This window comes from Desulfovirgula thermocuniculi DSM 16036 (assembly GCF_000429345.1).
Taxonomy (GTDB): domain Bacteria; phylum Bacillota; class Desulfotomaculia; order Desulfotomaculales; family Desulfovirgulaceae; genus Desulfovirgula; species Desulfovirgula thermocuniculi.
On the sequence record NZ_AUBR01000031.1, the window covers coordinates 1 to 23,746 of the forward strand.

At 57.3% G+C, this 23,746-nt stretch carries 20 protein-coding genes and 1 pseudogene; all 21 read left to right on the forward strand.

Going from position 1 to position 23,746, the window contains the following annotated elements; genetic code table 11:
• The coding region (locus G454_RS18405; RefSeq protein WP_035107501.1) for a zinc ribbon domain-containing protein at window positions 1–845 on the forward strand (845 nt) is incomplete at its 5' end.
• A gap of 539 nt (window positions 846–1,384) precedes the next feature.
• Window positions 1,385–1,894, forward strand: a complete 510-nt coding sequence (locus G454_RS0108605; RefSeq protein WP_027718301.1) for a chemotaxis protein CheD — start codon at window positions 1,385–1,387, stop codon at window positions 1,892–1,894.
• Between the two features lie 3 nt (window positions 1,895–1,897).
• Complete coding sequence (locus G454_RS0108610; RefSeq protein WP_027718302.1) at window positions 1,898–2,683, forward strand: CheR family methyltransferase; 786 nt, start codon at window positions 1,898–1,900, stop codon at window positions 2,681–2,683.
• Complete coding sequence (locus G454_RS0108615; RefSeq protein WP_027718303.1) at window positions 2,680–3,318, forward strand: chemotaxis protein CheC; 639 nt, start codon at window positions 2,680–2,682, stop codon at window positions 3,316–3,318. The genes G454_RS0108610 and G454_RS0108615 overlap by 4 nt, the downstream gene beginning before the upstream one ends.
• Window positions 3,319–3,320: 2 nt before the next feature.
• Window positions 3,321–3,698: a response regulator gene (locus G454_RS0108620; protein ID WP_027718304.1), complete on the forward strand. Its 378-nt coding sequence runs from the start codon at window positions 3,321–3,323 to the stop codon at window positions 3,696–3,698.
• A gap of 16 nt (window positions 3,699–3,714) precedes the next feature.
• Window positions 3,715–4,710: a flagellar motor switch protein FliM gene (fliM, locus tag G454_RS0108625; RefSeq protein WP_027718305.1), complete on the forward strand. Its 996-nt coding sequence runs from the start codon at window positions 3,715–3,717 to the stop codon at window positions 4,708–4,710.
• Entirely contained in the window at window positions 4,703–5,890 is a 1,188-nt protein-coding gene (gene fliY, locus G454_RS0108630) for a flagellar motor switch phosphatase FliY (protein ID WP_027718306.1), read from the forward strand. The genes fliM and fliY overlap by 8 nt, the downstream gene beginning before the upstream one ends.
• Before the next feature lie 167 nt (window positions 5,891–6,057).
• Window positions 6,058–6,978 carry a hypothetical protein gene (locus tag G454_RS18410; protein ID WP_051276117.1) on the forward strand — a complete coding sequence of 307 codons (921 nt, stop codon included), beginning with the start codon at window positions 6,058–6,060 and terminating at the stop codon, window positions 6,976–6,978.
• Window positions 6,979–6,981: 3 nt separating this feature from the next.
• Window positions 6,982–8,451 carry an SEC-C metal-binding domain-containing protein gene (locus G454_RS0108640; RefSeq protein WP_035107503.1) on the forward strand — a complete coding sequence of 490 codons (1,470 nt, stop codon included), beginning with the start codon at window positions 6,982–6,984 and terminating at the stop codon, window positions 8,449–8,451.
• A gap of 68 nt (window positions 8,452–8,519) precedes the next feature.
• Window positions 8,520–10,943 carry a tetratricopeptide repeat protein gene (locus G454_RS0108645; RefSeq protein WP_027718308.1) on the forward strand — a complete coding sequence of 808 codons (2,424 nt, stop codon included), beginning with the start codon at window positions 8,520–8,522 and terminating at the stop codon, window positions 10,941–10,943.
• Window positions 10,944–11,004: 61 nt separating this feature from the next.
• Window positions 11,005–11,256, forward strand: a complete 252-nt coding sequence (locus G454_RS0108650) for a hypothetical protein (protein ID WP_027718309.1) — start codon at window positions 11,005–11,007, stop codon at window positions 11,254–11,256.
• Complete coding sequence (locus G454_RS0108655; RefSeq protein WP_027718310.1) at window positions 11,241–12,017, forward strand: ABC transporter permease; 777 nt, start codon at window positions 11,241–11,243, stop codon at window positions 12,015–12,017. Before G454_RS0108650 ends, G454_RS0108655 begins: the two co-directional genes overlap by 16 nt.
• 14 nt (window positions 12,018–12,031) lie before the next feature.
• Window positions 12,032–12,769 (forward strand): ABC transporter ATP-binding protein, encoded by a 738-nt coding sequence (locus G454_RS18415; protein WP_035107504.1) that lies wholly within the window; start codon window positions 12,032–12,034, stop codon window positions 12,767–12,769.
• A 162-nt stretch (window positions 12,770–12,931) separates the two neighbouring features.
• Window positions 12,932–13,619: pseudogene (locus G454_RS18420) on the forward strand (IS607 family transposase).
• Window positions 13,546–14,976 carry an RNA-guided endonuclease InsQ/TnpB family protein gene (locus G454_RS0108670; RefSeq protein ID WP_035107505.1) on the forward strand — a complete coding sequence of 477 codons (1,431 nt, stop codon included), beginning with the start codon at window positions 13,546–13,548 and terminating at the stop codon, window positions 14,974–14,976. The pseudogene G454_RS18420 and the gene G454_RS0108670 overlap by 74 nt, the downstream one beginning before the upstream one ends.
• 761 nt (window positions 14,977–15,737) lie before the next feature.
• Window positions 15,738–16,718 carry a GDP-mannose 4,6-dehydratase gene (gmd, locus tag G454_RS0108675; RefSeq protein WP_027718312.1) on the forward strand — a complete coding sequence of 327 codons (981 nt, stop codon included), beginning with the start codon at window positions 15,738–15,740 and terminating at the stop codon, window positions 16,716–16,718.
• Entirely contained in the window at window positions 16,706–17,644 is a 939-nt protein-coding gene (locus tag G454_RS0108680) for a GDP-mannose 4,6-dehydratase (protein ID WP_027718313.1), read from the forward strand. The genes gmd and G454_RS0108680 overlap by 13 nt, the downstream gene beginning before the upstream one ends.
• Window positions 17,645–17,692: 48 nt before the next feature.
• Window positions 17,693–20,014, forward strand: coding sequence for a phosphoadenosine phosphosulfate reductase domain-containing protein (locus tag G454_RS20890; RefSeq protein WP_084413386.1), 2,322 nt, complete (start codon window positions 17,693–17,695; stop codon window positions 20,012–20,014).
• A gap of 20 nt (window positions 20,015–20,034) precedes the next feature.
• Complete coding sequence (locus tag G454_RS20375; protein ID WP_156896713.1) at window positions 20,035–21,393, forward strand: methyltransferase domain-containing protein; 1,359 nt, start codon at window positions 20,035–20,037, stop codon at window positions 21,391–21,393.
• Window positions 21,384–22,490, forward strand: a complete 1,107-nt coding sequence (locus tag G454_RS0108695; protein WP_156896714.1) for a glycosyltransferase family 4 protein — start codon at window positions 21,384–21,386, stop codon at window positions 22,488–22,490. The genes G454_RS20375 and G454_RS0108695 overlap by 10 nt, the downstream gene beginning before the upstream one ends.
• Window positions 22,487–23,743, forward strand: a complete 1,257-nt coding sequence (locus G454_RS0108700; RefSeq protein ID WP_027718316.1) for a glycosyltransferase family 4 protein — start codon at window positions 22,487–22,489, stop codon at window positions 23,741–23,743. Before G454_RS0108695 ends, G454_RS0108700 begins: the two co-directional genes overlap by 4 nt.
• Window positions 23,744–23,746: the final 3 nt, after the last annotated feature.

Below are 23,746 nucleotides of genomic sequence, written 5' to 3' on the forward strand. Positions count from 1 at the left end.
TAGCGGTGTCCACTCTGACTCCCGGGGAGAGGGTGGTCATTCCTCTGGCGGGGGTGCACGCGGTGGAGGGGAACCTGCGAGTGGTGCTCCTGCCCGACGAGCGGGCGGTGGAGGTCCACATAAGCTTTGAGCCGGCAGTCTTTCCCGCCGGGGATGGAGAGGCGGGCATAGACCTTGGCGTGACGGAGGTGTTCACCGACGACACGGGCAGGAAGTACCGGGCTGAGTACGGTAAAGCCCTTCAGAAAATGTCGGACTACATCCTGGACAAGGGCAGGAAGCGCCAGAAGCTCTGGGCGCTGTACCGCAGGAACCTGGAGCGGGACCCCGCCAGGGCGCGGCGCATAAGGAGGCACAACCTGGGCCTGGCCAAGCAGCGGAAGCGGCACCTGAGGTTCCGGCGCAGGTGCGAGAACGAAATCAACCGTGCTTTCAACGAATTTCTGAAGGCGCGCAGGCCCAGGGTGGTGGCCTATGAGGACCTATCGCGCCTGCGCGGTAAGGCCGGGAGCAGGGGGCTTTCCAGGATAGTGAGCCTCTGGATGCGGCGCATTACCGGGGAGAGATGGGAGTACAAAAGCTACGTCTATTCCGTGGAGGACCCCGGACCGGTGAACGCGGCCTACTCCAGCCTGACCTGCCCTGTGTGCGGGTGGGTGGACCCGCAAAATCGTGAGGGGGACACCTTCAGGTGCCGGAAGTGCGGGTTTACCGCTGGTGCCGACCAGGTGGCCGCGATGAACCTGAAGGCCAGGCTGCACGATGAGGAGATAACGCGGTACACGCCCAAGAACAGGGTGAAAGAGATTTTGTTGCGGCGCTATTACGGAAACAACGCGGTCTAGTTTTTGGGGTCCTAGTTTTTTTGGGGGCCGTAGTTGTTTTGCCCCGGGTGTCCCGGGGCGTGGGGGCCGGGAAGCGGCCCGGCGGGAGAAAGCGCCGCTGGAACGTGCGCTGGCTGGCTTGGGGCGCACGCGAAGGCGGGCTTTGACGATGAAGGACTGAAAGTCCCGAGCACCGCCGGGTGGCCCTTCTGGGGCGCGCGGCAAACGCCGCCCTGGGGATCTGGCAAGCAGTTCCCGGTCTTCCGGGTGGGAGCCTTTGCAGGCCGGGCGCTAGAACCACCCCGCCGTTTGGAAGCTTTTGGGCTCGCATGGAAAGACGGTGGCCTTTGTGTTGCCGGATGAAGTCTTTGCAGTCTGGGGTGACTGTTTCGGGCGGGACTCCAGAAGCCCGTGGTCCGCCTGCCCTGCCGGCCGGGCAGGCGGGAAATACCCGGCCTCTCGGAGAGCGTGAACTTTCAGGCCTGCTTTGCTATCAAGGTGCTACTGCCTGATAGAACCTGATAGCAAAAATGAAACAGAGAAGAGAGAGGAAGGTTAGAGTGGAACTGACCAGGAACGCAAACGACCCCTTGGAAATCCAGGTCGGCATTGCCGACTGCAAGGTGGCCAGGGAACCGGCGCGGCTGATCACCCTGGGGCTGGGCTCCTGCGTGGGGGTCAGCCTCTACGACCCCGTGGCCAAGATCGGGGGCCTCCTGCATTTCATGCTCCCCGACAGCACCCAGTTCAACAACGTCACCAAGCCGGCCAAGTTTGCCGACCTGGGCATACCGTACCTCATTGAAGAGCTCAGGAAGACGGGGGCGCTCCTGCCCAGGCTTCAGGCCAAACTGGTGGGGGGGGCGCAGATGTTTTCCGGGCTGGACAACAAGATGGTCCTCAACATCGGCCAGCGCAATGTGGAAAAGGCGCGGGAAATGCTAAAAAAATTTAACGTGCCCATCCTGGCCGAAGAGGTGGGAGGTAACCGCGGGCGCACCATGATCTTTGACACCGCCACCGGCCTGGTGAGCATACGCATGCTAGGGAGCAAGCTAAAGGTGATTTGAAAAATGGACTTCGCCCGCTTTAAAGAAGAGGTGGCCCGGGGTTTTCGCCTCGACCTCTCCAGCTACAAGGAAAACCAGCTGAAAAGGCGCCTCGACGCCTACCTCCTGCGCCTCGGCCTGCGCGACTACGGGGCGCTCTGGCAGAGGATCACGGAGGACCGCCGGGCCTACGAGGACTTTTTGGACTACCTGACCATCAACGTCTCGGAGTTCTTCCGCGACCCGGAAAAGTTCCGGGAGCTGGAAACCATCTACCTGCCGGAGCTTTTAAAGGAAAAGCAACAGCTGAAGATATGGAGCGCCGCCTGCGCCAACGGGGCCGAGCCGTACTCCGTGGCCATCATTTTAGACGAGCTCACCCCCGGCAGGGCACACCGCATCGAGGCCACGGACATCGACCCCTACATCCTGGACAAGGCCAGGGAAGGGCGCTACCCGCCGGAGGCCGTGCGCCATGTGGAGCCCCGTCGCCTGGCCCGCTACTTTACCCGGGAAGGTGGCACCTATGTTTTAAGCGAGGGCGTGCGCCGCCGGGTGCTCTTCCGCCGCCACGACCTGCTGGTCGACCCCTTCGGGCAGGGCTACGACCTCATTTTGTGCCGCAACGTGAGCATATACTTCACCCGGGAGGCCCAGGACAGGCTCAACGCCAGGCTGGCGCAGGCCCTGGCACCCAGGGGGATACTCTTCATCGGCGCCACGGAGATGATCTTCAACTACCAGCAGCTGGGGCTGGAAAGGTTACGCCCCTGCTTTTACCGGAAGACCGCAAGGGAGGGAGTTCGTTGAGCTACCGCCAGCTGGCCACACTGGAGCTGGACGCGCTGCGCGAGATCAGCAACGTGGGCCTGGGCAACGCGGTAACCTCTCTGGCCCAGCTGATTAACCGGCGGGTGAACATGCACGTACCCCGCAGCTACTTCTTGCCCCTGGAGGAGATGATCGCCCTGGTGGGGGGCTACGAGGAACTGGTGGGCTGCGTCAGCCTGCGGGTCCTGGGCGATGCCCCGGGGCTGGTGCTTTTTGTTTTTGACGAGGAGAGCACCTACAACCTGGTGGACATGCTCATGGGGCAGCCCGCGGGCACGACCAGGGTGCTGGACGAGATGGCCGAGTCGGCGGTGCGGGAAGTGGGCAACGTGCTCACGGGCTCCTTCATCAGCGCCATCAGCATGATGACCGGCCTCTACATGGTCACCACCGTGCCCATCTTTGCCTTTGACATGCTGGGGGCGGTGCTGAGTTCGCTCATGGTGGCCGCGGGAAGGGTGGAGGACCAGGTGCTGGTAATCGAGACGGAGCTTTTCCACGAAGAGGAAACGCCCGTCAGGGGGCACTTCTTCCTGCTCACCGAGCCGGGAGCCATAGACCGCTTGATGGCCGCCCTGGGCATTACCGTGGAAGAACAGACGGGGGGGAAATAACGTTGGGTAAAAGGGTTTTAGTAGTGGACGACGCCGCCTTTATGCGCATGATGATCAAGAACATCATCACCAAAAACGGCTACGAAGTGGCCGGGGAAGCGGAAAACGGCAAGCAGGCCGTGCAGCTTTACGCCGAGCTCAAGCCCGACGTGGTCACCATGGACATCACCATGCCGGAAATGAACGGCATCGAGGCGGTAAAGGCCATCCGGGCGCTGGACCCCAACGCCAACATCGTCATGGTCAGCGCCATGGGCCAGCAGGCCATGGTCATGGACGCCATCCAGGCCGGTGCCAAGGACTTTATCGTCAAGCCCTTCCAGCAGGACCGCCTCCTGCAGGCCTTAGAAAGAGTGCTCGCCCGCTCCCGCAAGGCCTGAGAAGGGGGCATGAACCTTGCAGGAAATTTTAAGCCAGGGGGAAATAGACGCGCTCCTGGCCGCCCTTTCGGCGGGCGAGCTTTCCCTGGTGGAGGCGGCGCCGAAAACGCCCGCGGCAAGGGTGAGGCCTTACGACTTCCGCCGGCCCAACAAGTTTTCGCGGGAGCACCTGCGCACCCTGGAGATGCTGCACCAGCAGTTTGCCCGGCTCCTCTCCACCTTCCTCTCCGGTTACCTGCGGGCGGCGGTGAACGTGGAGCTGGCCTCCGTAGGGCAGATGATCTTCGAGGAGTTCTCCCGCTCCATCCCCACCCCCACCGCCCTGACCATTTTCAGCTTGAAGCCTCTAGAGGGGTCGGCGCTGCTGGAAGCCGGCCCGCCGGTGGTCTTTGCCATGCTCGACCTCCTCTTTGGCGGCCCGGGAACTTCGGGGGAGCAGATGCGGGAATTCACCGACATCGAGCTTACCGTGGTGAAAAAGCTGGCCGGCTACATCCTGGACCACCTCGCCCAGGCCTGGCAGGATTTCCAGCCCGTGGAGCCCGAGGTGCAGGCCATCGAGACCAACCCCCGCATGCTCAGGCTCTACTCGCCCAACGAGGTGATGGCCCTGCTCACCTTTAACGTCTCCATCAACGAGGAGGACCGGGGCCTTTTAAACCTCTGCCTGCCCTACATCCTCATGGAGCCGGTGGTTTCCCAGCTCTCCATCCGCCAGCAGTTCAGCCGCCGCATGCCCGCGCCGCGCCCCGAGGACAAGCAGCGTTTGGGCTACTGGCTGGGCTTTTCCCGCGTGGAGCTAAAAGTCGTCCTGGGCGAGACGGTGATTACGCTAAACGAGCTGCTGCAGCTGCAGGAAGGGGACGTGCTGGTGCTGGAGCGCACCGTAAACCAGGATCTGGACATGTTCGTGGAGGACGAGCTCAAGTTCCGCGTGCAGGCCGGGCGGGTGGGGGACGCCCTGGCCGTGCAGGTGGTGGCGCTGGTCGGGGAGGAGGAAGAAGGTGCCTGAAAACGGTTTCTTAAGCCAGGAAGAAATAGACGCCCTCCTGCGCATGCGGGAGGAGCAGGGCGGGGAGCCGGTGGCGCCCGGAGGCGAAGCAGCCGCGACGGAGGCGGCGGCGCCGGGAGGGGAGGCGCCCCCGCTTCCGGAAGGAGAGCCCTGGGGGCTGACCGCCGGCTGCCGTCCGGCAGAAGACCTCACGCCGGAGGAAAAGGACGCCCTCGGAGAGATCGGCAACATCACCATGGGCTCGGCGGCCACCACGCTCTCCGAATTGCTCAACCAGCGGGTGACCATCACCAGCCCGCGGGTGATGACCTGCACGCAGGAAAACCTATTTGCCGCTTTCAAGGTGCCCTACGTTCTCATCCAGGTGGAGTTTACGGAGGGCTTAGAGGGCCTAAACGTGCTGGTCATCCAGTTAAAGGACGCCGCCATCATTGCCGACCTCATGATGGGCGGCGACGGCACGAAGGTTGCCGAGCAAATCACGGAGCTCGAGCTTTCGGCGGCCTCGGAGGCCATGAACCAGATGATCGGCACGGCCTCCACCTCGCTGGCCACCATGTTCGGGCGCGTGATCAACATCTCCCCGCCCAAGACGGTGGTACTGGAGGCCGAGGACGGCGCCAGGGGCTACCGCCTGCCCATCGGCGACCCCATCGTGGTCACGTCCTTTAAGATGACCATCGGGGAGCTGGTGGACACGGAAATCATGCAGATCATGAGCCTCAAGACGGCCAAAGAGGAGGCCGCCATGCTTTTGGGGCAGGTGGCCCCGGCGGGACCGCCGCCCGCAGCAGAAGAAGAGCCCGCCCCCGCGCCGGCGGCAGCCGCTCCTCCGCCGCAGGAGGAGGCGCCGGCAGCCGCGCCGGCTGCTGCGCCCGCGGCGGCGCGCCTAGCCTTAAGCGAGGAGGAGCTGAAAAAGCTCGAGCTTTTGCTGGACGTGCCGCTGAAGGTAAGCGTGGTCCTGGGGCGCACGCGGCGGCCCATCAAGGAGGTGCTGGGCCTCACCCCCGGGGCCATCGTGGAGCTTTCTTCCCTGGTGGACGAGCCGGTGGAGGTGCTGGTCAACGGCGTGCCGGTGGCCAAAGGGGAAGTGGTGGTGGTCAACGAGAACTTCGGCGTGCGCATCACCAGCATCATCAGCCCCGCCGAGCGCCTGGGGCAACTGGGCATGAGGCATTAGGTGGACATTTCAGGCGCATCAACGGGCTCGAAGTTCTGGGGGCCTGAAAAATTGCCGGTTTGCCGTGGAAAGGCCCTACCTCATGGAAAGGGGTTAGGATGAAAGCGGTAGCCGGGTGTGCTAAAATAAAGGCGTAATGGGTGGTTTGCTTAAAGAGGTGCTGGAACATGGCTGCCCTGCCGGAAATCAAGAAAAAGTTCCAAGAGGTCTTCCCCGAAAAGCAGGCCCAGGTACTATCGGAATTTGCGGACTTATACAACGACCTGGTAAAGGCCAGCGATTTTGTCGAGCTAAAGCAAATTGTCAAAGAGCTGGCCGAGGCGCAAAAGCAAAGCGAAGTAAGGCTGGGTCGCCTGGAAACGGCGGTAGCCGAGCTGGCCGAGGCGCAGAAGCGCACCGAACAGCGCGTTGAGGAGCTTGCCGAGGCCCAGAAGCGCACGGAGGAGCGCGTGGGTGGACTTGAGCGCGCTCTACAGGAGCTTGCCGAGGCCCAGAGGCTTGCCGACCAGCGCATGGCCGAGCTGGCTGAAGCCCAGAGGCTCGCCGACCAGCGCATGGCTGAGCTTGTCGAGGTGCAGAAGCGCACGGAGGAGCGCGTGGGGGGTCTCGAGCGCGCCCTGCAAGAGCTTGCCGAGGCTCAAAAGCGCACGGAGGAAGAGTTGCAAAAGCTTACTGCCGAGCACGCCGAAACCAGGCGCCAGCTGGGCGGTCTGGCCATGACCGTGGGGTACACCCTGGAAAATGAGGCCTACAAAGCCCTGCCCGCCCTTTTGCAGCAGGACTACGGTCTGGTGGTAGAAGGCCGCCTGAAGAGGGCCCATGTGCCCCTGGGCAACGGCGATTACCTGGAGGTAAACATCCTGGGCGACGGTACCCTGGGTGGGCGCAAAGTAAAGATCGTTGGGGAAAGCAAAGCCCAGCTCTCCAAAAACGATGTGGACCGCTTCCTTAAGCGCAAGCTGGGCAAGCTAAAAGGCGCCTTTCCGGAGGTTTTTCCCGTGCTGGTCACCCACATGACCACCTCCCCCGAGGTGGAAGAATATGCAAAGGAAAAGGGCATCGCCGTGTATTACTCCTACGAGTTTTAAGGTGTGGCAAAGTACAGAGAAAACCATAGCCTGGCGGGAAGGGAATTCGACCCCGAGGGCTTTGATCTGGAAGCAACCAACAGAGCGCTCGAGCCTTATAGGCGAAGAGATTTCTCTGAGAGGGGAAACCTTAAAGTGCCAAAATATGCCTATCACAGACCAAATCGCAACGATCCTTGCCTATGCGGCAGCGGTCTTAAGTTCAAGAAGTGTTGCTTTAAGCGCGTTGAGGAAGAAACGAACTCCCTCCGCATGGCTGCCGGCAAAGGTGCGCAAGGCTTTCCGCACTTGGTGGAAGCGTTGGGGCTGGCCCTTGGTACACGAAGCAGCGAGGTCCGCACTTCTTCAGTTACCGCCCAGGAGGTAGGCCAAGTTATTGAGAAACTTTACCGCAAGGTTGCCCAGGAGAGCGAAGAAAACTGCGCCGCCTACTTCCACTTTTGCGAGAAAACTTTTACTGAAATGCTTCGCCGTTACAGGTCCCTGCAATTTCTACGCTTTTCGGTCAAAGAAGTAAACGAGCTTTTACGTAATAAAGAAGTAAACGAGCTTTTACGTAATGAGGAGAATGAAAAAAACTCCTTTCTGGACGCCGCTGCGCAGAAGCTCTTTACCCGTAGTTTTGCCGAGGCAGCCGCTGACGCGCTCCTCTATGCTTTGCGCTGCGAGAAGTTGAGTAAAGAGGAAGCAGAACCGCTCATTGGCGTGCTTTACTTTATCCTCGAACTGGGAGATGTAAGGACTGTAGGCGAGGCGGTACTGCGCGCCACCCTTTCTGATGCGCAGGAATTTGCTGCAGGAATGGAAAGATTTTTCAAGGCGGAGGGCATTAAAGAAAAACAGGAAATCTTAACTGAGCTTGCCGCAAAAGTTCCCTTTGTGCTGCAGGAAGTCTCCCACTCCTTCTTGCAAAAGATAAGGCCGTATCTAAAGCAGCTTGCCGAAGGGAAAATTCCTTTTCCTCTGCCCCCCTACGGCTACCTTCACGCTATTCTCACCTTAAGAAAACTATACCGAATTCCCAGTGCCATTGTTAGGGGAAAAGAGATAAAGAAAAATATAGCCAGGGAAATGATGGTAAACCTAGAAAGCACTATGAGCGCAAGAACTCTTGAAAAAGATGCCAGGTGTTTTATGGATGCGCTGGGGGATACAATTGCAGCGTGGGTAAGTGATCCCGCCTTCAGTGGCGCACATAGTGAATTTCTCAGCGCCCTCTTATTCATCATCTTCATACCGGACTCGATTGTAAGTGACGCTCTTCTTAAATCACTTTATTTGTGTGCCATTAGCCAGTTGGTAGGTAGAGGTACTTTGTACCTGGAAGGCCTGGAGGAAAAGAAAGAAATCCCGCTTGCCGAGCTTTCACCCCACGATCTTGAGCAGTATGCCCTTTACCTGGAAAGTAAAGGAAACAAAGAAGCGGCAGCCTGCGTGCGGGAAGCTAAAGCGGCCCTCGAGGCAGAAGGATAAGGAATGCCTTGACTTCCCGAGAAAAAGCAGGTTCACACAAGGTATTACCAGAACCGGGGGTTTTACTTATGGCCAAAAAAGCAGCCGCCGCCCGAGCGGCGGCGCGTGCCGCCAAAACCGCCGCCACAACAAAGGCGCCTGCAAAGACCAAAGAAACCGCTGCCTACCCCTGGGCCTACCATGCCGCTTTCTGGAGCTTGGTGGCTCTTCTACTCTTCCCGCCCTTTTTCCGGGGGCTGTTTTTCCCCTTTGAGCAGGAGCTGGCCCTCATGGGTGCAGCAACAGTGTGCTGGTTAGCCTGGCTGTACAAGCACGAGCAGCGGGACTACCGCTTTTTATCCCACCCGCTAGATTATTTTACTCTCTTATTGCCACTGGCCTACCTTTTAGCTGCTTTCGGTGCAGTAAATACCGGCCTGGCCTTAGACGAGGTAACCAAGAACCTCCTCTACTTTCTCGCCTACTGGACCGCCGCGCAGCTGGTGCGGGACGAGCGCACCGCCGCGCAGCTCCTGCACGCAGTTTACCTTGCGGCCCTGGGCGTAGCCCTGGCCGGGCTCTTCACCGCTACTGGGATCATCTACATAAAAGACGGTTTTCTGGGAGGCCGCATTTATTCCTCCTTCCAGTACCCCAACGCCCTGGCCAGCTACCTGGCCCTGGCGGCTTTCCTGGGGCTCTTCTTCTGGGCGGAGTACGGGGACCGCGCCGTTAAGGAAGGCATCCGCGAGCGGGCTCTACTCAAAGCGCTGCCCCGCAGAATTCTGGACCTGCGGCCCTACGGGTACCTCTACGCACCGGCCAACTTCCTCCTTCTTGCCGTGCTCTTCGGCACCAAATCCCGCGGGGGCCTGCTCATCACCGGAGCAGTTTTTATCCTCTACGTGATCGGGCTTTCCTGGGAAAAGCGCCTGCCCGTGGTGCTCCACGCCCTGGTGGTCGGGGGCCTGGGTTACCTTTCTGTGCACAAGTTCATACTGGCCGCCGAAGCTAAGCAGTATGGCTTGGCGTGGCTCTGGGTCCTCGGCGGCCTGGTGCTGTCCCTGGTCTGGCAGTGGTTGTACGCTTTTCTTTCAGCGCGCTGCCTCAACACATGGCTTGTGGACAAGAAGCGCTCCGCTTTACTCCTACTGTCTTTGATGCTGGGCGGGCTTATTGCTTTCGCAGCGGTCCTGGCCACCCACCCGCAGGTCCTCCAAAAAGTCTTCAGCTTTGCCTACCTGCGCAACGCCTTTGAGCGCACTTACTTCATTAAAGATGCCCTGGCCATGTTTAAAGCGCGCCCCCTTTTGGGCTGGGGCGGCGGCGGCTGGGAAGAGGCCTACCGCGCCTACCAGGGGTACCTTTACAATTCCAACGAGGTGCACAGCCACTACTTCCAGGTGGCCGTAGAAACGGGTATGGTAGGACTTTTGGCCATCCTGGGCATATGGGTCTGTTTCCTTTTAACCGCCCACCGGGCCTACTGGGCCGCACCGGCCGGCAGCCTCCGCCGCGCCCTGGTCTGGTCCCTGACCGCCGGGGCTCTAGCGGTGGGCCTGCATGCCGCTGTGGACTTTGATCTTTCCCTTTCCGCCCTCACCCTGGCCCTGTGGGTTTCCTTTGCCTGCGTGAGGAACCTTGCGCCCGGGCAGCACGACGTCCCGGGCAAGGCGGAGCGCCGTTCGCCCCGTCCCGCCGTCTTAGCTGGTGCCTCGGCTGCCTGCGCGCTCATCTTTGCCTTTGCCTTTCTCCTGGCCTCCGCCAACAGCTACGCCCAAACGGCTGCGGAGCACTTCCGCCAGGAAAAATTTGCCGAGGGCCTTTCCGCCCTGCAAAAAGCGGCGGCCTACAACCCCTTTAACGCCGACCTGCACACCAATCTGGTCAGGGCATACCTCTCTGCAGGGCAGGTCGGGCCGGCCCTGGAGGAAGCCAAGAGGGCGGTTGAGCTAAGCCAGTACAGCGCCGCCCGCCGGGCGGACCTGGCGCGGGCTTACCTGGCCGCGGGGGATTACCGGCCCGCCGTTGAAGAAGCCCGCCGCGCCGTGGAACTGGCCCCCTGGCAGATCCGCTGGTACGAAAACCTGGCCCTGGTGCTGGCCGCAACGGGCCACGGTGAGCTGGAGGCAGGCAATAAAGAGGCGGCGCGCCAGTACCTGGAGGAGGCCCTCAAAGTGCCGCAGGCAATTGAGGCAAAAGTGGCGGCGCTGGGCGAGGAGGAAAAGAGGCTCTGGAAGGACTCCCCCATGCTTTCCGTTACCCCCGGCGTGCAGCTGGGTGTGGGCCAGGCCCAGTACCTGCTGGGCAGGTTTGCGGAGGCAGAAAAAAGCCTCTCTACCGCCCTGCAGGAGGAGCAGCTTAAAGGCGAAGCCACCCTCTGGCTGGCCCTGGTAAAAGAAAAGCAGGGCAGGTCCGAAGAAGCGCAAAAGTTCTTGCAGGAGGCGGAAAAAACAAACCGCGAGGCCAAGGCTATCTTTGCCAAGCTGCAAAAGATACCAACCTTGCCGTAAGTACTGTCGCACTCTTATGCCTTTTTGTGGTATACTCTTGCAAAAGCGGTTTGCTTAAGAGGTGCTAGAACATGGCTGCCCTACCGGAAATCAAGAAAAAGTTCCAGGAGGTCTTCCCCGAAAAAAGGCCGGCGATTATCTGGAGGTAAACATCCTGGGCGACGGTACCCTGGGCGGGCGCAGGGTAAAGATCGTCGGGGAAAGCAAAGCCCAGCTCTCCAAAAATGATGTGGATCGCTTCCTCAAGCGCAAGCTGGGCAAGCTAAAAGGCACCTTTCCGGAGGTTTTTGGGGCAAAGTGTGGCAACAGCTAAAGGAAATCTACGCCTACCGCGAAATGCTGCGTAACCTGGTGGCCAAGGAACTCCGGGCACGCTACAAGGGTTCAGTGCTCGGTTTTTTGTGGACTTTTTTTAACCCTCTTTTGATGCTCATTGTCTACAGCGTGGTTTTCTCCTTCGTCATGCGGGCGCAGATAGAAAACTACGCCATGTTTCTTTTTGTGGCCTTACTTCCCTGGAACTACCTCTCCGCTTCTGTCCTTCAGGGAGCGGCCAGCCTAGTGCAAAACGGCGCGCTGATAAAAAAAATTTACTTCCCGCGGGAGGTCCTGCCCCTTTCCATCGTGCTGACTAATTTGGTCAACTACTTATTGAGCCTCCTCATCCTCATCCCGGCGCTGCTGGCCTTTAAAATCAGGCTTACGGCAGCGCTCCTTGCCCTGCCGGCAGTGCTCCTGGTGCAGACCATGCTGGTGGCCTCGCTGGCTTTCCTGGTCGCGGTGGCCAACGTTTACTTCCGGGACCTGGAGCACATCGTGGGCATCCTCATGACCGTCTGGTTCTTTCTTACTCCCGTGCTCTACCCGGTAGACGTCATCCCGCCGGAAGCAAGGCCTTTTTTCAACCTCAACCCGGCAACTCCGTTAATGGAAGCCTACCGGGCTATTTTCTTTTACGGGCACTGGCCCGACTGGGTGGCCCTGGGAAAGCTGGCGGTGGCCCTGGCAATCCTGCTGGTGGCAAGCCTGTGGGTTTTCGATAAATTCAAGCGCAATATAGCCGAGGAAATATAGAAAGGGAGCACTAAATGATTGCCGTCGAAGTGGTGGACCTCTGGAAGAAATTCCGCATTTATCACGAGCGGGTTCTTTCTTTAAAAGAACGGGTCATTTTCTGGGGTCGGCAAAAAACCGAAGACTTCTGGGCCTTAAAAGGCGTGAACCTCACCGTGCCCAAGGGCACCACCGTGGGCCTCATCGGCCGGAACGGCTCCGGCAAGAGCACCCTTTTAAAAATCATCAGCCGTATCCTCTACCCCACAAAGGGGGAGGTGAGGGTAAACGGTAGGGTATCCACCCTCTTGGAGCTGGGCGCCGGCTTTCACCCGGACTTTACCGGCCGGGAAAACATCTTCTTAAACGCCTCCATTTTGGGCCTTACCCGCAAGGAGATAAAAGAGCGCCTGGACGAGATCATTGCCTTTGCGGAACTGGGCGACTTCATCGATAACCCCGTGCGCAACTACTCCTCCGGCATGTACATGAGATTGGGCTTTGCCGTGGCCGTGCACGTAAACCCGGACATCCTCCTCATTGACGAAGTGCTTGCGGTAGGCGACCTGGCCTTCCAGGAAAAGTGCCTGGCCAAGATCAGGGAACTGCAACACCGGGGGGCCACCATCATTCTGGTCACCCACGCCCCCAAACAGGTGGAGGAGCTGTGCGATTTGGCGATGTGGCTGGACCGGGGGGAAGTAAGGATGCAGGGGCCGGCCAAAGAGGTGGCGCGGGCGTATGCGGAGTTTGTGGGCGGTGCGGCGGGGTAATGTTACCTTTGTTGACGGCAAAAATAACGCTGCTATACGATAGTAACAACAGTAACAACCGTTCGTGGAGCTAGAAACAGCTTTCCCGGTACTAACAATCAGTCAACAGACCTATTGCTAAAAGACGCCACCTGATATAACCTAATATCAGGTGGTGTTTTTATGAAACTCTACACTATCAGGGAATTTGCCGAAAAGCTTGGTGTGAGCATCTCTACGCTCCGTGCGTGGGACCGGGAGGGCAAACTGGTTGCCCTGAGGACGCCCACCGGCAAGCGCAGGTACACCGAAGAGATGCTTTACCGCGCTCTGGGCCTGAAGAACCGCGAAGAGCCCAAGAAAGTCGTGCTATACGCCAGGGTATCTTCGGCTGGGCAAAAGCCGGACCTGGAGAACCAGTTGAACTACCTGAAGGAGTTTGCCGCGGGCAGAGGGATAACGGTGGACGAAATCCTCACCGACGTGGGTTCCGCCCTCAATTACCGGCGGAAAAACTTCCTGAAGCTCTGCGGCATGGTCACGCGCGGGGGAAGTCAAGACAGTGATCGTGGCCCACAAAGACCGCCTGGTGCGGTTCGGGTTCGAGTTTTTCGCGGAACTGTTTGCCAAGTTCGGCTGTGAGATACTGGTGGTCAACCGTGCGGAGGACGCGTCTCCGGCGCAGGAGCTGGCCGAAGACCTGGTGAGCATCGTGCAGCACTTTGCGGCCAGGCTTTACGGCCAGCGGACGTACAGGGCGCGAAAGCTGGTAAAAAAGGTCCGGGAGGCGCTTTTTGATGCAGCGGACGGTGAGGCAGAAAAGCCTGCCGCTGAACGACAGAAAGTGGGCCAGGCTGGTCGAAACCGCTGAGGCTTACGCCCGGCAGAAGGATGCCTTCCTGGTGGAGTACGCCCACATTAAGTACCTGCACTACCTGGGCGACAAGCGTACCCTGCGGGACGAGTTGGTCTCTGCCAGCTTTGCGAGCCCCTTCGGGTTGCAGGCCCGCATGTGGAAGCTGGCCTTGGAAGATGCCCTTTTCACCCTGGAGAGGCAGTGGGAGGCGGCCATAGAAACTGCAAGGGGCTTGGTTGCCCGCCACGAGGAACTCACCGATGAAGAAAAGCACTATGCCTTCTGGCTGTTGTACAGGCCTCGGAAGGGTGGCCGCGACTGGAAACGCATCCAGTCCATCTTCACCGGCGAGGATGTCACCGGTGAGCAGGTAAAGCTGGACGGAGCCGGGCGGCGCAGGGTAAGGAACTATTTGAGGCGCGTGCTCCGCCGCGTTCTCGGCAGGAGACCTAGGGTGAAGAAGGCCCGCAGCTTCGTGGTGGACCAGCAGATGTACCGGGTGTTTTTCACGGAGAAGCGGCAGTACATAGCGGTGTCCACTCTGACTCCCGGGGAGAGGGTGGTCATTCCTCTGGCGGGGGCGCATGCGGTGGAGGGGAACCTGCGGGTGGTGCTCCTGCCCGACGAGCGGGCGGTGGAAGTTCATATAAGCTGTGAGCCGGTAGTCTTTCCCGCCGGGAGTGAAGAGGCAGGCATAGACCTTGGCGTGACGGAGGTGTTCACCGACGACACGGGCAGGAAGTACCGGGCTGAGTACGGTGAAGCCCTTCAGGAAATGTCGGACTACATCCTGGACAAGGGCAGGAAGCGCCAGAAGCTCTGGGCGCTTTATCGCAGGAACCTGGAGCGGGACCCCGCCAGGGCGCGGCGCATGAGGAGGCACAACCTGGGCCTGGCCAAGCAGCGGAAGCGGCACCGGAGGCTCCGGCGCAGGTGCGAAAACGAAATCAACCGCGCCTTCAACGAGTTTCTGAAGGCGCGCAGGCCCAGGGTAGTGGCCTACGAGGATCTATCGCACTTGCAGGGCAAAGCGAAGAGCAAAGAATTGGCCCGGAAAATTTCCGGGTGGCGGAGGCACATCATTAAGGAACGCAGAGAGTATAAGTGGTTCGTGTTTTCCGTGGAGGACCCCGGTCCGGTGAACGCGGCCTATTCCAGCCAGACCTGCCCCGTGTGCGGGTGGGTGGACCCGCAGAACCGGAAGGGAGACATTTTTGAGTGCCGGGAGTGCGGATTTACCGCCGATGCCGACCAGGTGGCCGCGATGAACCTGAAGGCCAGGCTGCACGATGAGGAGATAACGCGGTACACGCCCAGGAGCAAGGTGAAGGAGATTTTGTTGCGTCGCTATTCCGAGAACAGCGCGGTCTAGTTTTTGGGGCCGCAGTTGTTTTGCTCCGGGTGTCCCGGAGCATGTGGGCCGGGAACCGACCCGGCGGGAGAAAGCACCGCTGGAACGTGCGCTGGCTGGCTGAGAGTGCACGCGAAGGCGGGCTTTGACGATGAAGGGTAGGAAACCCTGAGCACCGCCGGGTGGCTCTTCTGGGGTGCGCGGCAAACGCCGCTCTGGGGGGCTGGCAAGCGGTTTCCGGCCTTCCGGGTGGGAGCCCTTGCAGGCGGGGCGTCAGAACCACTCCGCCGTTTGGAAGCTCCGGGCTTGCATGGAAAGACGGTGGCCTTCGTGTTGCTGGATGAAGTCTTTGCGGTTCGGGGTGACTGTTTCGGGCGGGACTCCAGAAGCCCGCGGTCCGCTCATCCTGCCAGCCGGATGGGCGGGTTCAACCCGGCCTCTCGGAGAGCGTGAACTTTCGGCCTGCTTTGCTATCAAGGCACCATCATCTGATAGAACTTGATAGCAAAAATGAAACAGCTGTGCCACTATCCCGTGTGGTTGGACCGGGGGGAAGTGAGGATGCAGGAGCCGGCCAAAGAGGTGGCGCAAGCCTACGCGGCCTTTGTGGGTGGGATGGCGGGGTAACTCCAGAGATGTTGCCAGCTTACCGTTCAGAGAGAAGCAGCTTCAGCCTAAAGCCAAACCCTGCAAAACATGGAGGAATTTTCACAAGGAATGTCGAACGTTTCTAACGAAAAGCAAATAAAGAAGCTTTTGCGTACACGAATGGAGGAAGAGACTTGAACAGAAAAGCTTTAATTACAGGTATAACCGGCCAGGATGGAGCTTATCTAGCACAGTTTCTTTTAAGCAAGGGTTACAAGGTTTTTGGTTCCTTTCGGCGCGCCAGCACTTTAAACCTGGAGCGCTTGGATTATCTGGGCATTAGGGAGGAAGTGGAGCTTATTCCCCTTGACCTCCTCGATTTGGGGAACATCATTCGCGTCCTGGAAAAGGTGCAGCCCGACGAGGTATACAATTTGGCCGCGCAGAGTTTCGTCGCCGTATCGTTCGACCAGCCAGTGGCTACGGGAGAGGTAACAGGACTTGGAGCGGCCAGAATGCTTGAGGCGATCCGTATCGTCAACCCTAAAATAAAATTCTATCAAGCCTCTTCCAGCGAAATGTTTGGCAAGGTGCAGTCTGTGCCTCAGAATGAAAAAACTCCCTTTTACCCGCGTAGCCCGTATGCCGCAGCTAAGCTTTATGCGCACTGGATGACGGTAAACTACCGGGAAGCGTACGGCATTTTTGCCTGCTCAGGGATCCTTTTTAACCATGAGTCCCCTTTACGGGGGCTTGAGTTCGTGACCAGGAAGATTACGTATACAGTTGCCAGAATCAAACACGGGTTGGCCAATGAATTGCGCCTGGGAAACCTGAAGGCCAGGCGAGATTGGGGCTATGCTCCTGAATATGTAGAGGCTATGTGGCTGATGCTGCAGCAACCCGAGCCCGATGATTATGTAATTGCTACTGGTGAAACTCACAGCGTGCAAGAGTTCGCCCAAGAAGCCTTTGCCTGTGTTGGTTTGGACTGGAGGGACTACGTGGTGGAGGATCCTGCCTTTTACCGTCCGGCCGACGTGGAGCTTTTAGTGGGTGATGCAAACAAGGCGCGGGAAAAGCTCGGCTGGCGGCCGCGCACCACTTTTAAGGAGCTAGTGCGCTTGATGGTTGAAGCAGACTTGAAGAGGGTAGAAGACCAATGCGGGCGTTAATTACTGGCGCCGCCGGTTTTGCGGGTTATTATCTTGTAAAGCTCCTCTTGGAAAAAGGCTACACTGTGTGCGCTACTTACCACAGACAACAGCCTAAGGATCAACTCTTCCAAAAAGCCGATGTGAAACAAGTAGATATAACCGACAAGAAGGCTATACGGTCTCTTATCCATGAATTTGTTCCAGATGAAATATACCACCTGGCGGGCCTTGCCGTCACAATTGGCAAGGAACCAGAGGAATATTACTGGGTCAACTTCTGTGGCACCCTGAACCTTTTCGAGGCGGTGCGCGAAGCTGCGCCGCAGGCCCGGGTGCTATATGTCGGCTCGGCGGCTGCTTACGGCGCCGTCCACCCGGAGAAGCAGCCTATAACCGAGGGGCAATTCTTAGCACCGCTCAGCCACTATGCTGCCAGTAAAGCCGCTGCCGAGATGGCGGCTTGTGCCTATGCCGCCGAGGGGCTGCACATCATCAGAGCGCGCCCTTTTAATCATACTGGTCCCGGCCAAACTACCGATTACGTGTGCTCCCGGCTGGCTAAGAAGGTGGCAGAAATATCCTTGGGCTGCACCGAGCCAGTGATTACCGCTGGCAATCTGGACGCCGCTAGGGATTTCACCGACGTCCGGGATGTGGTGCGCGCATACTGGTTGCTTTTACAAAAAGGCCGCCCCGGAGAGGCTTACAATGTCTGCAGTGAGAGGGCCTATACTGTAAGGGAAACCGCCAACTTCTTGGCCGAAATTGCCGGAGTGGAGATCAACTTGTGTTCCTCTGAAGAGTTGCAGCGCAGGACCGACATCCCCCTGTTGCTCGGTTCTGCCACCAAGATCCGCCAGGAAACAGGTTGGGCGCCTCAGATTTCCTTTCGCCAGACGTTGGCTGACCTCTTGACCTGGTGGCGGGAGAAACTGTCATTCTAAGGCCACCTAACGTATTCTATTTTGTTTGCTTGAGGGGGAGCAACTGAAATGTTGCCGATAATCGACAAAGTAATCCTAATTTCCATTGACAACTTGCGCTACGACTGCGTGGGCTACCAGCCAGACAAAAGGGAACTTGAGAAGTATGGATTGTTGAAATATCTTGATACCCCCACTTTGGACGCCATAGCCGCAGAAAGCCTGTGCTTCACCAATTGCATCAGCACTAGCACCTATACCACTGCAGCCCACGCGTCGGTTTTCACCGGACTTTATCCTCCGCGCCATGGCGTGCGGGCTTTCTTTCACACCAAGCTCCATCCTGATGTAACCACTATGGCTGAAGTTTTCCGGCGAAATGGCTACCGCACCATTTGTGCGACTGATACTCCCGAGCTTTTTGTTCCTCTGGATATGGGAAGAGGCTTTGATCATTTGATTGTACGTAACGATGCCGAGGTACTTCGGCTTTTAGGCTCCTACCGAGGATATAAACTTTTTCTTTTTTGGCACACAATGGACGTGCACGAGCCATATTTCTTCTCAGAAGCTCCACCAACGCAAGCATATAACGATGACTATTTTAATCTCATGACAGACATTTATCGCTTCCACGGCTTGTCTAAGGTTGAGAGCAAGCAACCCTACACTTTATGGCAGAACTTTGTTCGAACCATAAATTGGAGCCGCGACCATCTCTTGCGGCTTTACGTAGGAGGTGTAAGAAAGTTTGATCGAGGGCGTTTGCGGTGTTTTGTCGATGCTCTTAAGGACGGGGGCTACTGGGATCAATCGCTGGTAGTCATCTTCTCAGATCATGGTGAGGGACGTTGTTTCTATCATGATCCAACCTATTTTGCTCACGGCGGAGAACTTTATGACGAAGTGCTTCGCGTTCCACTAATAATTAAGATTCCAGGTGAACCACACGGCGTGGTAGATAAATTGGTCTCTTTGGTAGATATTTTCCCCACTCTCGTAGAGGCTGCAGACCTTAAAGAAAAGCCTGTACTTTCTGATGGTGTTTCACTTATAAGAAGCGTGGCGAGAGAAACAGCTTACGCTGAAGTCTGGCAGGTGAAGGATGCAGAACGATTTCAAAGTGCGGCTTGGGAATTGGGCGAAGCTTATATTCGAAACCAAAATCAGCTTGCGGGGAACGGAAGGCTAATCGAAAGTACCAGGGAAAAATCGGCTGCCCTGTCAACCAAGGTAGCAAGTCACGAATGGCTGCTCCTCCAGCGTTGCCTGCGCACTTCAACGCACAAGTTTATTCTCACGGGCAAGCCTGAGGATTTCCAGGGCCCCGACTTGCCTGTACTTTCAGACGAGGACTATGTGGGCCTGCTTTACCGCAAGATATTGGCCCGATTCGAAGACGAAGAAGGGCTGGCGCAACACGTGCAGGCGCTACGTAAAGGCAACGTTTCCAGGCAGCAGTTGCTCAAAGAATTCCTGCGCTGTGAGGAATACCGGTCCAGGCCCCGTATTTACCTTTACGACCTGGAAGACGACCCGGGAGAAGAAAACCCTCTTTCTTTGGGGGACAACTTCTTTCTCCTGACGGAAGGCTGCCGGTTTCTCCAGGAAATCCTGGCGCTGGAAGCCAGAGCCGTTAAAACTGCACCGGTGTTCGCGGAAGAAAAAGAGAAAAACATGGTTCTGGTAACCTCTATCGGTAGTAAGAAAACTTTTTCGGTTTCCCACAACCTTAGCGAAGAGGAGAAAAAGAGCTTAGAAATCGTTCGCCAGGCATTTGAGCTGTTTGGCGAGAAAATGGCCGTGGCTTTCACAGGAGGGAAAGACTCCACCGTGCTTTTACACCTAGTACGGCGCGCCTTTAACGGCCACATACCTTTCCCGGTAGTAAACATAGACACTTCGGTTAAATTCCCCGAAGTTTGCGTTTTTCGGGATAGGCTGCAGCAGGAATGGAAGTTCGACCTGAGAATTTTTAGGAACGAAGAGGCTTTAAAGTGGCTAAAGATAGCGCAGAACCCGGAAGAGTGCTGCTACCACCTGAAGACTGTACCGATGAAGAAGGCTATTGAGGAGTTAGGCCTAAAGGCTCTTTTCACCGGAGTGCGCTGGGATGAAAACCCTGCCCGGGCAAACGAGGATTATTTCTCCAAAAGAAACGATCCACCCCACATACGCGTTCATCCTCTGCTACACTTCACCGAGCAAGACATCTGGAGTTACATCCGCAAGTATAAAGTTCCTTACTGCTCCCTTTACGATCAGGGTTACCGTAGCCTAGGCTGCAAGCCCTGCACCAAACCGGCCACCGAAGGTGGTCACGAGCGGGCGGGCCGCGCGCAAGACAAAGAGAGAATCATGCAGAGGCTGCGTGAACTTGGATACTTTTGAAAGGGGAGATAATCTTTAAGATGAGCTCCGAAGATCCGGTTATCCAGGCCATAAAACGGGACATTGAAGAGCTTCTGTCTGCCAAGAGGGCAGCCAACTCGGAGGCTTTCCGGGGATTTTTGCCGGAGAACGGGCTTGAGGAACAGTTGAGGCTCTCCCTGGAGCAGGTCTTAAGCCTGGCGACGGTAGATATCAACCGCGTCCCAGTGCGCTCTTTAAGGCCCTTCTGGGGCCCTCTTATTACCTTTTTCAAGCGGGCGGTGCGGAAAAGTACCTACTGGCTCTACCAGCCCCTTTTCCAGCAGATAACCAGTTTCAACAACACAGTTGTTGACCTCCTGTGGAAAATAACTTTGCACCTGGAGGAAGCGAGAAATTCATCGCTGGGAGAACAAGTAGAAGCATTAGTGACAAGGCTAGATAAGCTTGAAGAGCTGAAGAAGGTCTTCGAGCAGTGGGATACCAAGCTCGAGCAGGCGCTTACTGGAGTAGCCGCCGACAAAGCTGATCTTCAACGCGAGTTGATCGAGGCAAAGCAGCAGGTCCAGAATGCGCTTCAAGAACTAGCTTCTCTGCGTCGCCTGGTAGAGGATTACCGGGCGGAGGCAGTTTTCTTAAGGGCCAAGCTGGCCCTAGCCCTGCAGTACCAGCGCATGGGTAAATGGCCTTTGCCGCGGGAAGAAGAAGGCCCAGAGCGGGCACTCTCTCCACTTCAGGACCCCGAGGACACCACCTGGCTCTACCACGTCTTTGAGCAACAGTTCCGCGGCCCGGAGGAGTTAATCAAAGAAAGGCAGAGGGCGTACATACCCGATGTGCGCAAAGCTTACGAAACCTGCGGCGGCTACCTGCTGGACCTGGGTGCAGGTAGGGGCGAGTTTTTGGAACTCTGCCGCGAGGTGGGCATCCCGGCAAAAGGCGTGGACTCAAACGAGGCCATGGTCAGTCGATGCCGGGAAAAGGGCCTTGAGGTGGAAAGGGCGGATGCCATAGCTCACCTCCAGTCATTGCCAGATGAAAGCCTCTGTGCCGTTACCGCATTCCAGTTAGTTGAACACCTTACTCCCCAGGAACTCTGGCACCTGGTGCAGATGGCCCTGGTCAAGCTCAAGCCCGGCGGGGTGATAATCCTGGAGACGGTGAATCCGCACTCGCTGGTGGCGCTGCAGAATTTCTGGCTAGATCTTACTCACCAGCGCCCTATTCCTGCTCCGACTTTGCGCTTTTTGCTGGAAGTAGCGGGCTTCCGGCGGGTAGAGGTCAGGTTTAGCTCTCCTGTACCCGAGGGAGCGCGCTTGCAGGGCGACGAGCCGAATATTGCCAAGCTCAACGAGCCAGTCTTCGGGTACCAGGACTACGCGGTAGTGGGGTGGCGGTAGTGGTGGTTGAGAACTCTTCTGTAGCCATTCTTTTACCAAGCCTTTCTTCAGGAGACGCCATAGGGAACGATGTACTGGAAGAGTTTAAGCTCCTTAGGAAAAAAGGAATCGATGTGTATCTTTATGCCGAGCATTACGAGCCTCAGTTCGCTCCTCTGATGGCCAGTGTGGATCGAGTAAAAAGGGCGGGAGTGATAATTTACCACCACGGAATCGAGTGGTTAACAGGGGAGAAGATTCTTAACCAGCATGCGGGATCTTATCGGATTTTGCGCTATCACAATGTAACGCCACCCCAGTTCTTTGCCGGTTACAGCGCGGAACTAGAAAAGCTGGTGAAGCGCGGGAGGGAGCAAACTAGGCGTTTGACCAAGCTCTGTACCCATTTTTTCGCTGATTCCCAATACAACTGTAAGGAGCTGATTAACGAGGGAGCGCCCCTGGATAAATGCTGGGTGGTAGCTCCCTTTCACCAAGCCGATGAGCTACTTTCTTTACAGGCTGATATTAGAACACTAGAAAGCCTTCTGGCTGACAGCAGACCCATAATTCTTTTTGTAGGGAGGCAAGTCCCCAACAAGGGCTTGCACCATTTTGTCCGCGTAGCCCGTTCGTTGCTGGATTTATGCGGTGCTAAATTCCGGTTTATCTGGGTGGGCAACAGGGACCCCCGGCTTGCGAAGTACTACCGCGAGGTAGAGAGTTATTTGGCGGTAAACCGCCTCTTTGACCTGGTTATCTTTCCGGGAAAGGCCAGCCAAACGGAGCTTAAGGCCTTTTATTTGGCTGCGAGCGTCTTCTTGACCCTCAGCGAGCATGAGGGCTTCTGTGTGCCCATAGTTGAGGCCCAGGCTCTAGGAGTGCCGGTGGTGGCCCTGGGACGCGCCGCGGTGCCAGAGACAGCAGGGGAAAACCAGCTTGTTTTCGAAGAGCTGGATTATGAGCGCTTTGCCGCGGCCGTGGCGGTGCTCTTGGCCAATCCCGATTACCGGCTTCATCTCGCAAGTCATGGCAGAAATAACTACCATAGGCGCTTTGCGCGGCAGGTCCTGGAGGCCGCCTTCCTCGGGGCTCTGGGAGGAGTGTACTCCTCATGAAGCGAGTGGCTATAGTAGTTCAGCGGTTTGGCAGGGAGGTCCTAGGTGGAGCTGAAACTCTTGCAAGTGCTGCCGCTCAAGCTCTTAAAGATCATTGTGAAGTGAATGTTTTGACCTCTACTGCGAGAGATCATATCACCTGGGCAAGATATTATCGGGAAGGAGAGGTTGTTGAAGACGGCCTGAGGGTACTGCGCTTTCATCCGGATTTTGAAAGGCCGCACTACTTTCACGAGCTAAACAGGATATTTTTAAACGGGGTTAATCCCGAGCGCTTCTTTGAGCTTTCTCCTTTGCAGAAGAAAAGCTGGCGGGAGCGCTGTTTGAGGCTACCGGTAGGTTTTCAGGAAGAACTCATCCGGTGGCAGGGGCCCCTTTCTTCCAGCTTATTTCGGTATCTTTGGGATAACTGGCCCCTTTACGATGCTGTGATTTTCTTTACTTATCTATACCCAACCACCTATTTCGGGGTGGACTGTGTCGGCGATCCAAGAAGAGTCTTCCTTCATCCCACCCTGCACGATGAAGCCCATGCCTATCTCTTCATATGGCGCAAGTACTCCCGGTATAACCTCTTGTTTTTGACTCAGGAAGAGGCGGATTTGGCGCGGCGGCTCTGGGGCGAGGTGAAAGGAACGGTGGTGGGTTACGGTTTAAGCGACCAGAATGTAAGTAGCGGAAGAACTGCGCTTCAATACAAAACGAAGCAGGGCGATCAAAAGCCATACCTCCTCTATGCCGGGCGCATTGATCCTGCTAAAGGGGTATATATTCTGCTAGATTACTTTACCCGCTACAAGAACGAGCATCCTGAGAGCGCCCTAAAACTAAAGCTCATCGGCCTGGCAAGTCCAGGCTTCAAGATGGAGAAAAGTGCCGGGATTGAGCTTTGTGGCTTCGTTTCCGAAGAGGAAAAGCTCCGGCTCATGGCTGGCGCTTTGGCAGTGGTTCTGCCCAGTCCCTATGAGTCCCTTTCCATTGTGGTTTTGGAGGCCTTTATGATGGGTACTCCGGTAATTGTTAACGGGCATTGCCCGGTGCTGGCTGAGCACGTTGCCCGTTCCGGGGCCGGCTTCGCTTACCGCGACTATTGCGAATTTGTAGAGGCTGTTGAGGCCCTTCGTGGCAATGTAGCTTTGAGGAACGAGCTTGGAGAGAAGGGACGAGCTTATTTTCTGGAAAACTATGAATGGTCGCGCTACAGGGCGAGACTGTTGCAAGCTCTAAACCTGGACGGGAAGACTGGAAGTTAGAAA

Coding starts and splice junctions, on each gene's coding strand:
- G454_RS18410 (WP_051276117.1), top strand. CDS start 6,058: ATGGCTGCCCTGCCGGAAATCAAGAAAAAGTTCCAAGAGGTCTTCCCC.
- G454_RS20890 (WP_084413386.1), top strand. CDS start 17,693: ATGTTGCCGATAATCGACAAAGTAATCCTAATTTCCATTGACAACTTG.
- G454_RS0108700 (WP_027718316.1), top strand. CDS start 22,487: ATGAAGCGAGTGGCTATAGTAGTTCAGCGGTTTGGCAGGGAGGTCCTA.
- G454_RS0108645 (WP_027718308.1), top strand. CDS start 8,520: ATGGCCAAAAAAGCAGCCGCCGCCCGAGCGGCGGCGCGTGCCGCCAAA.
- G454_RS20375 (WP_156896713.1), top strand. CDS start 20,035: ATGAGCTCCGAAGATCCGGTTATCCAGGCCATAAAACGGGACATTGAA.
- G454_RS0108610 (WP_027718302.1), top strand. CDS start 1,898: ATGGACTTCGCCCGCTTTAAAGAAGAGGTGGCCCGGGGTTTTCGCCTC.
- G454_RS0108670 (WP_035107505.1), top strand. CDS start 13,546: ATGCAGCGGACGGTGAGGCAGAAAAGCCTGCCGCTGAACGACAGAAAG.
- G454_RS0108680 (WP_027718313.1), top strand. CDS start 16,706: ATGCGGGCGTTAATTACTGGCGCCGCCGGTTTTGCGGGTTATTATCTT.
- G454_RS18415 (WP_035107504.1), top strand. CDS start 12,032: ATGATTGCCGTCGAAGTGGTGGACCTCTGGAAGAAATTCCGCATTTAT.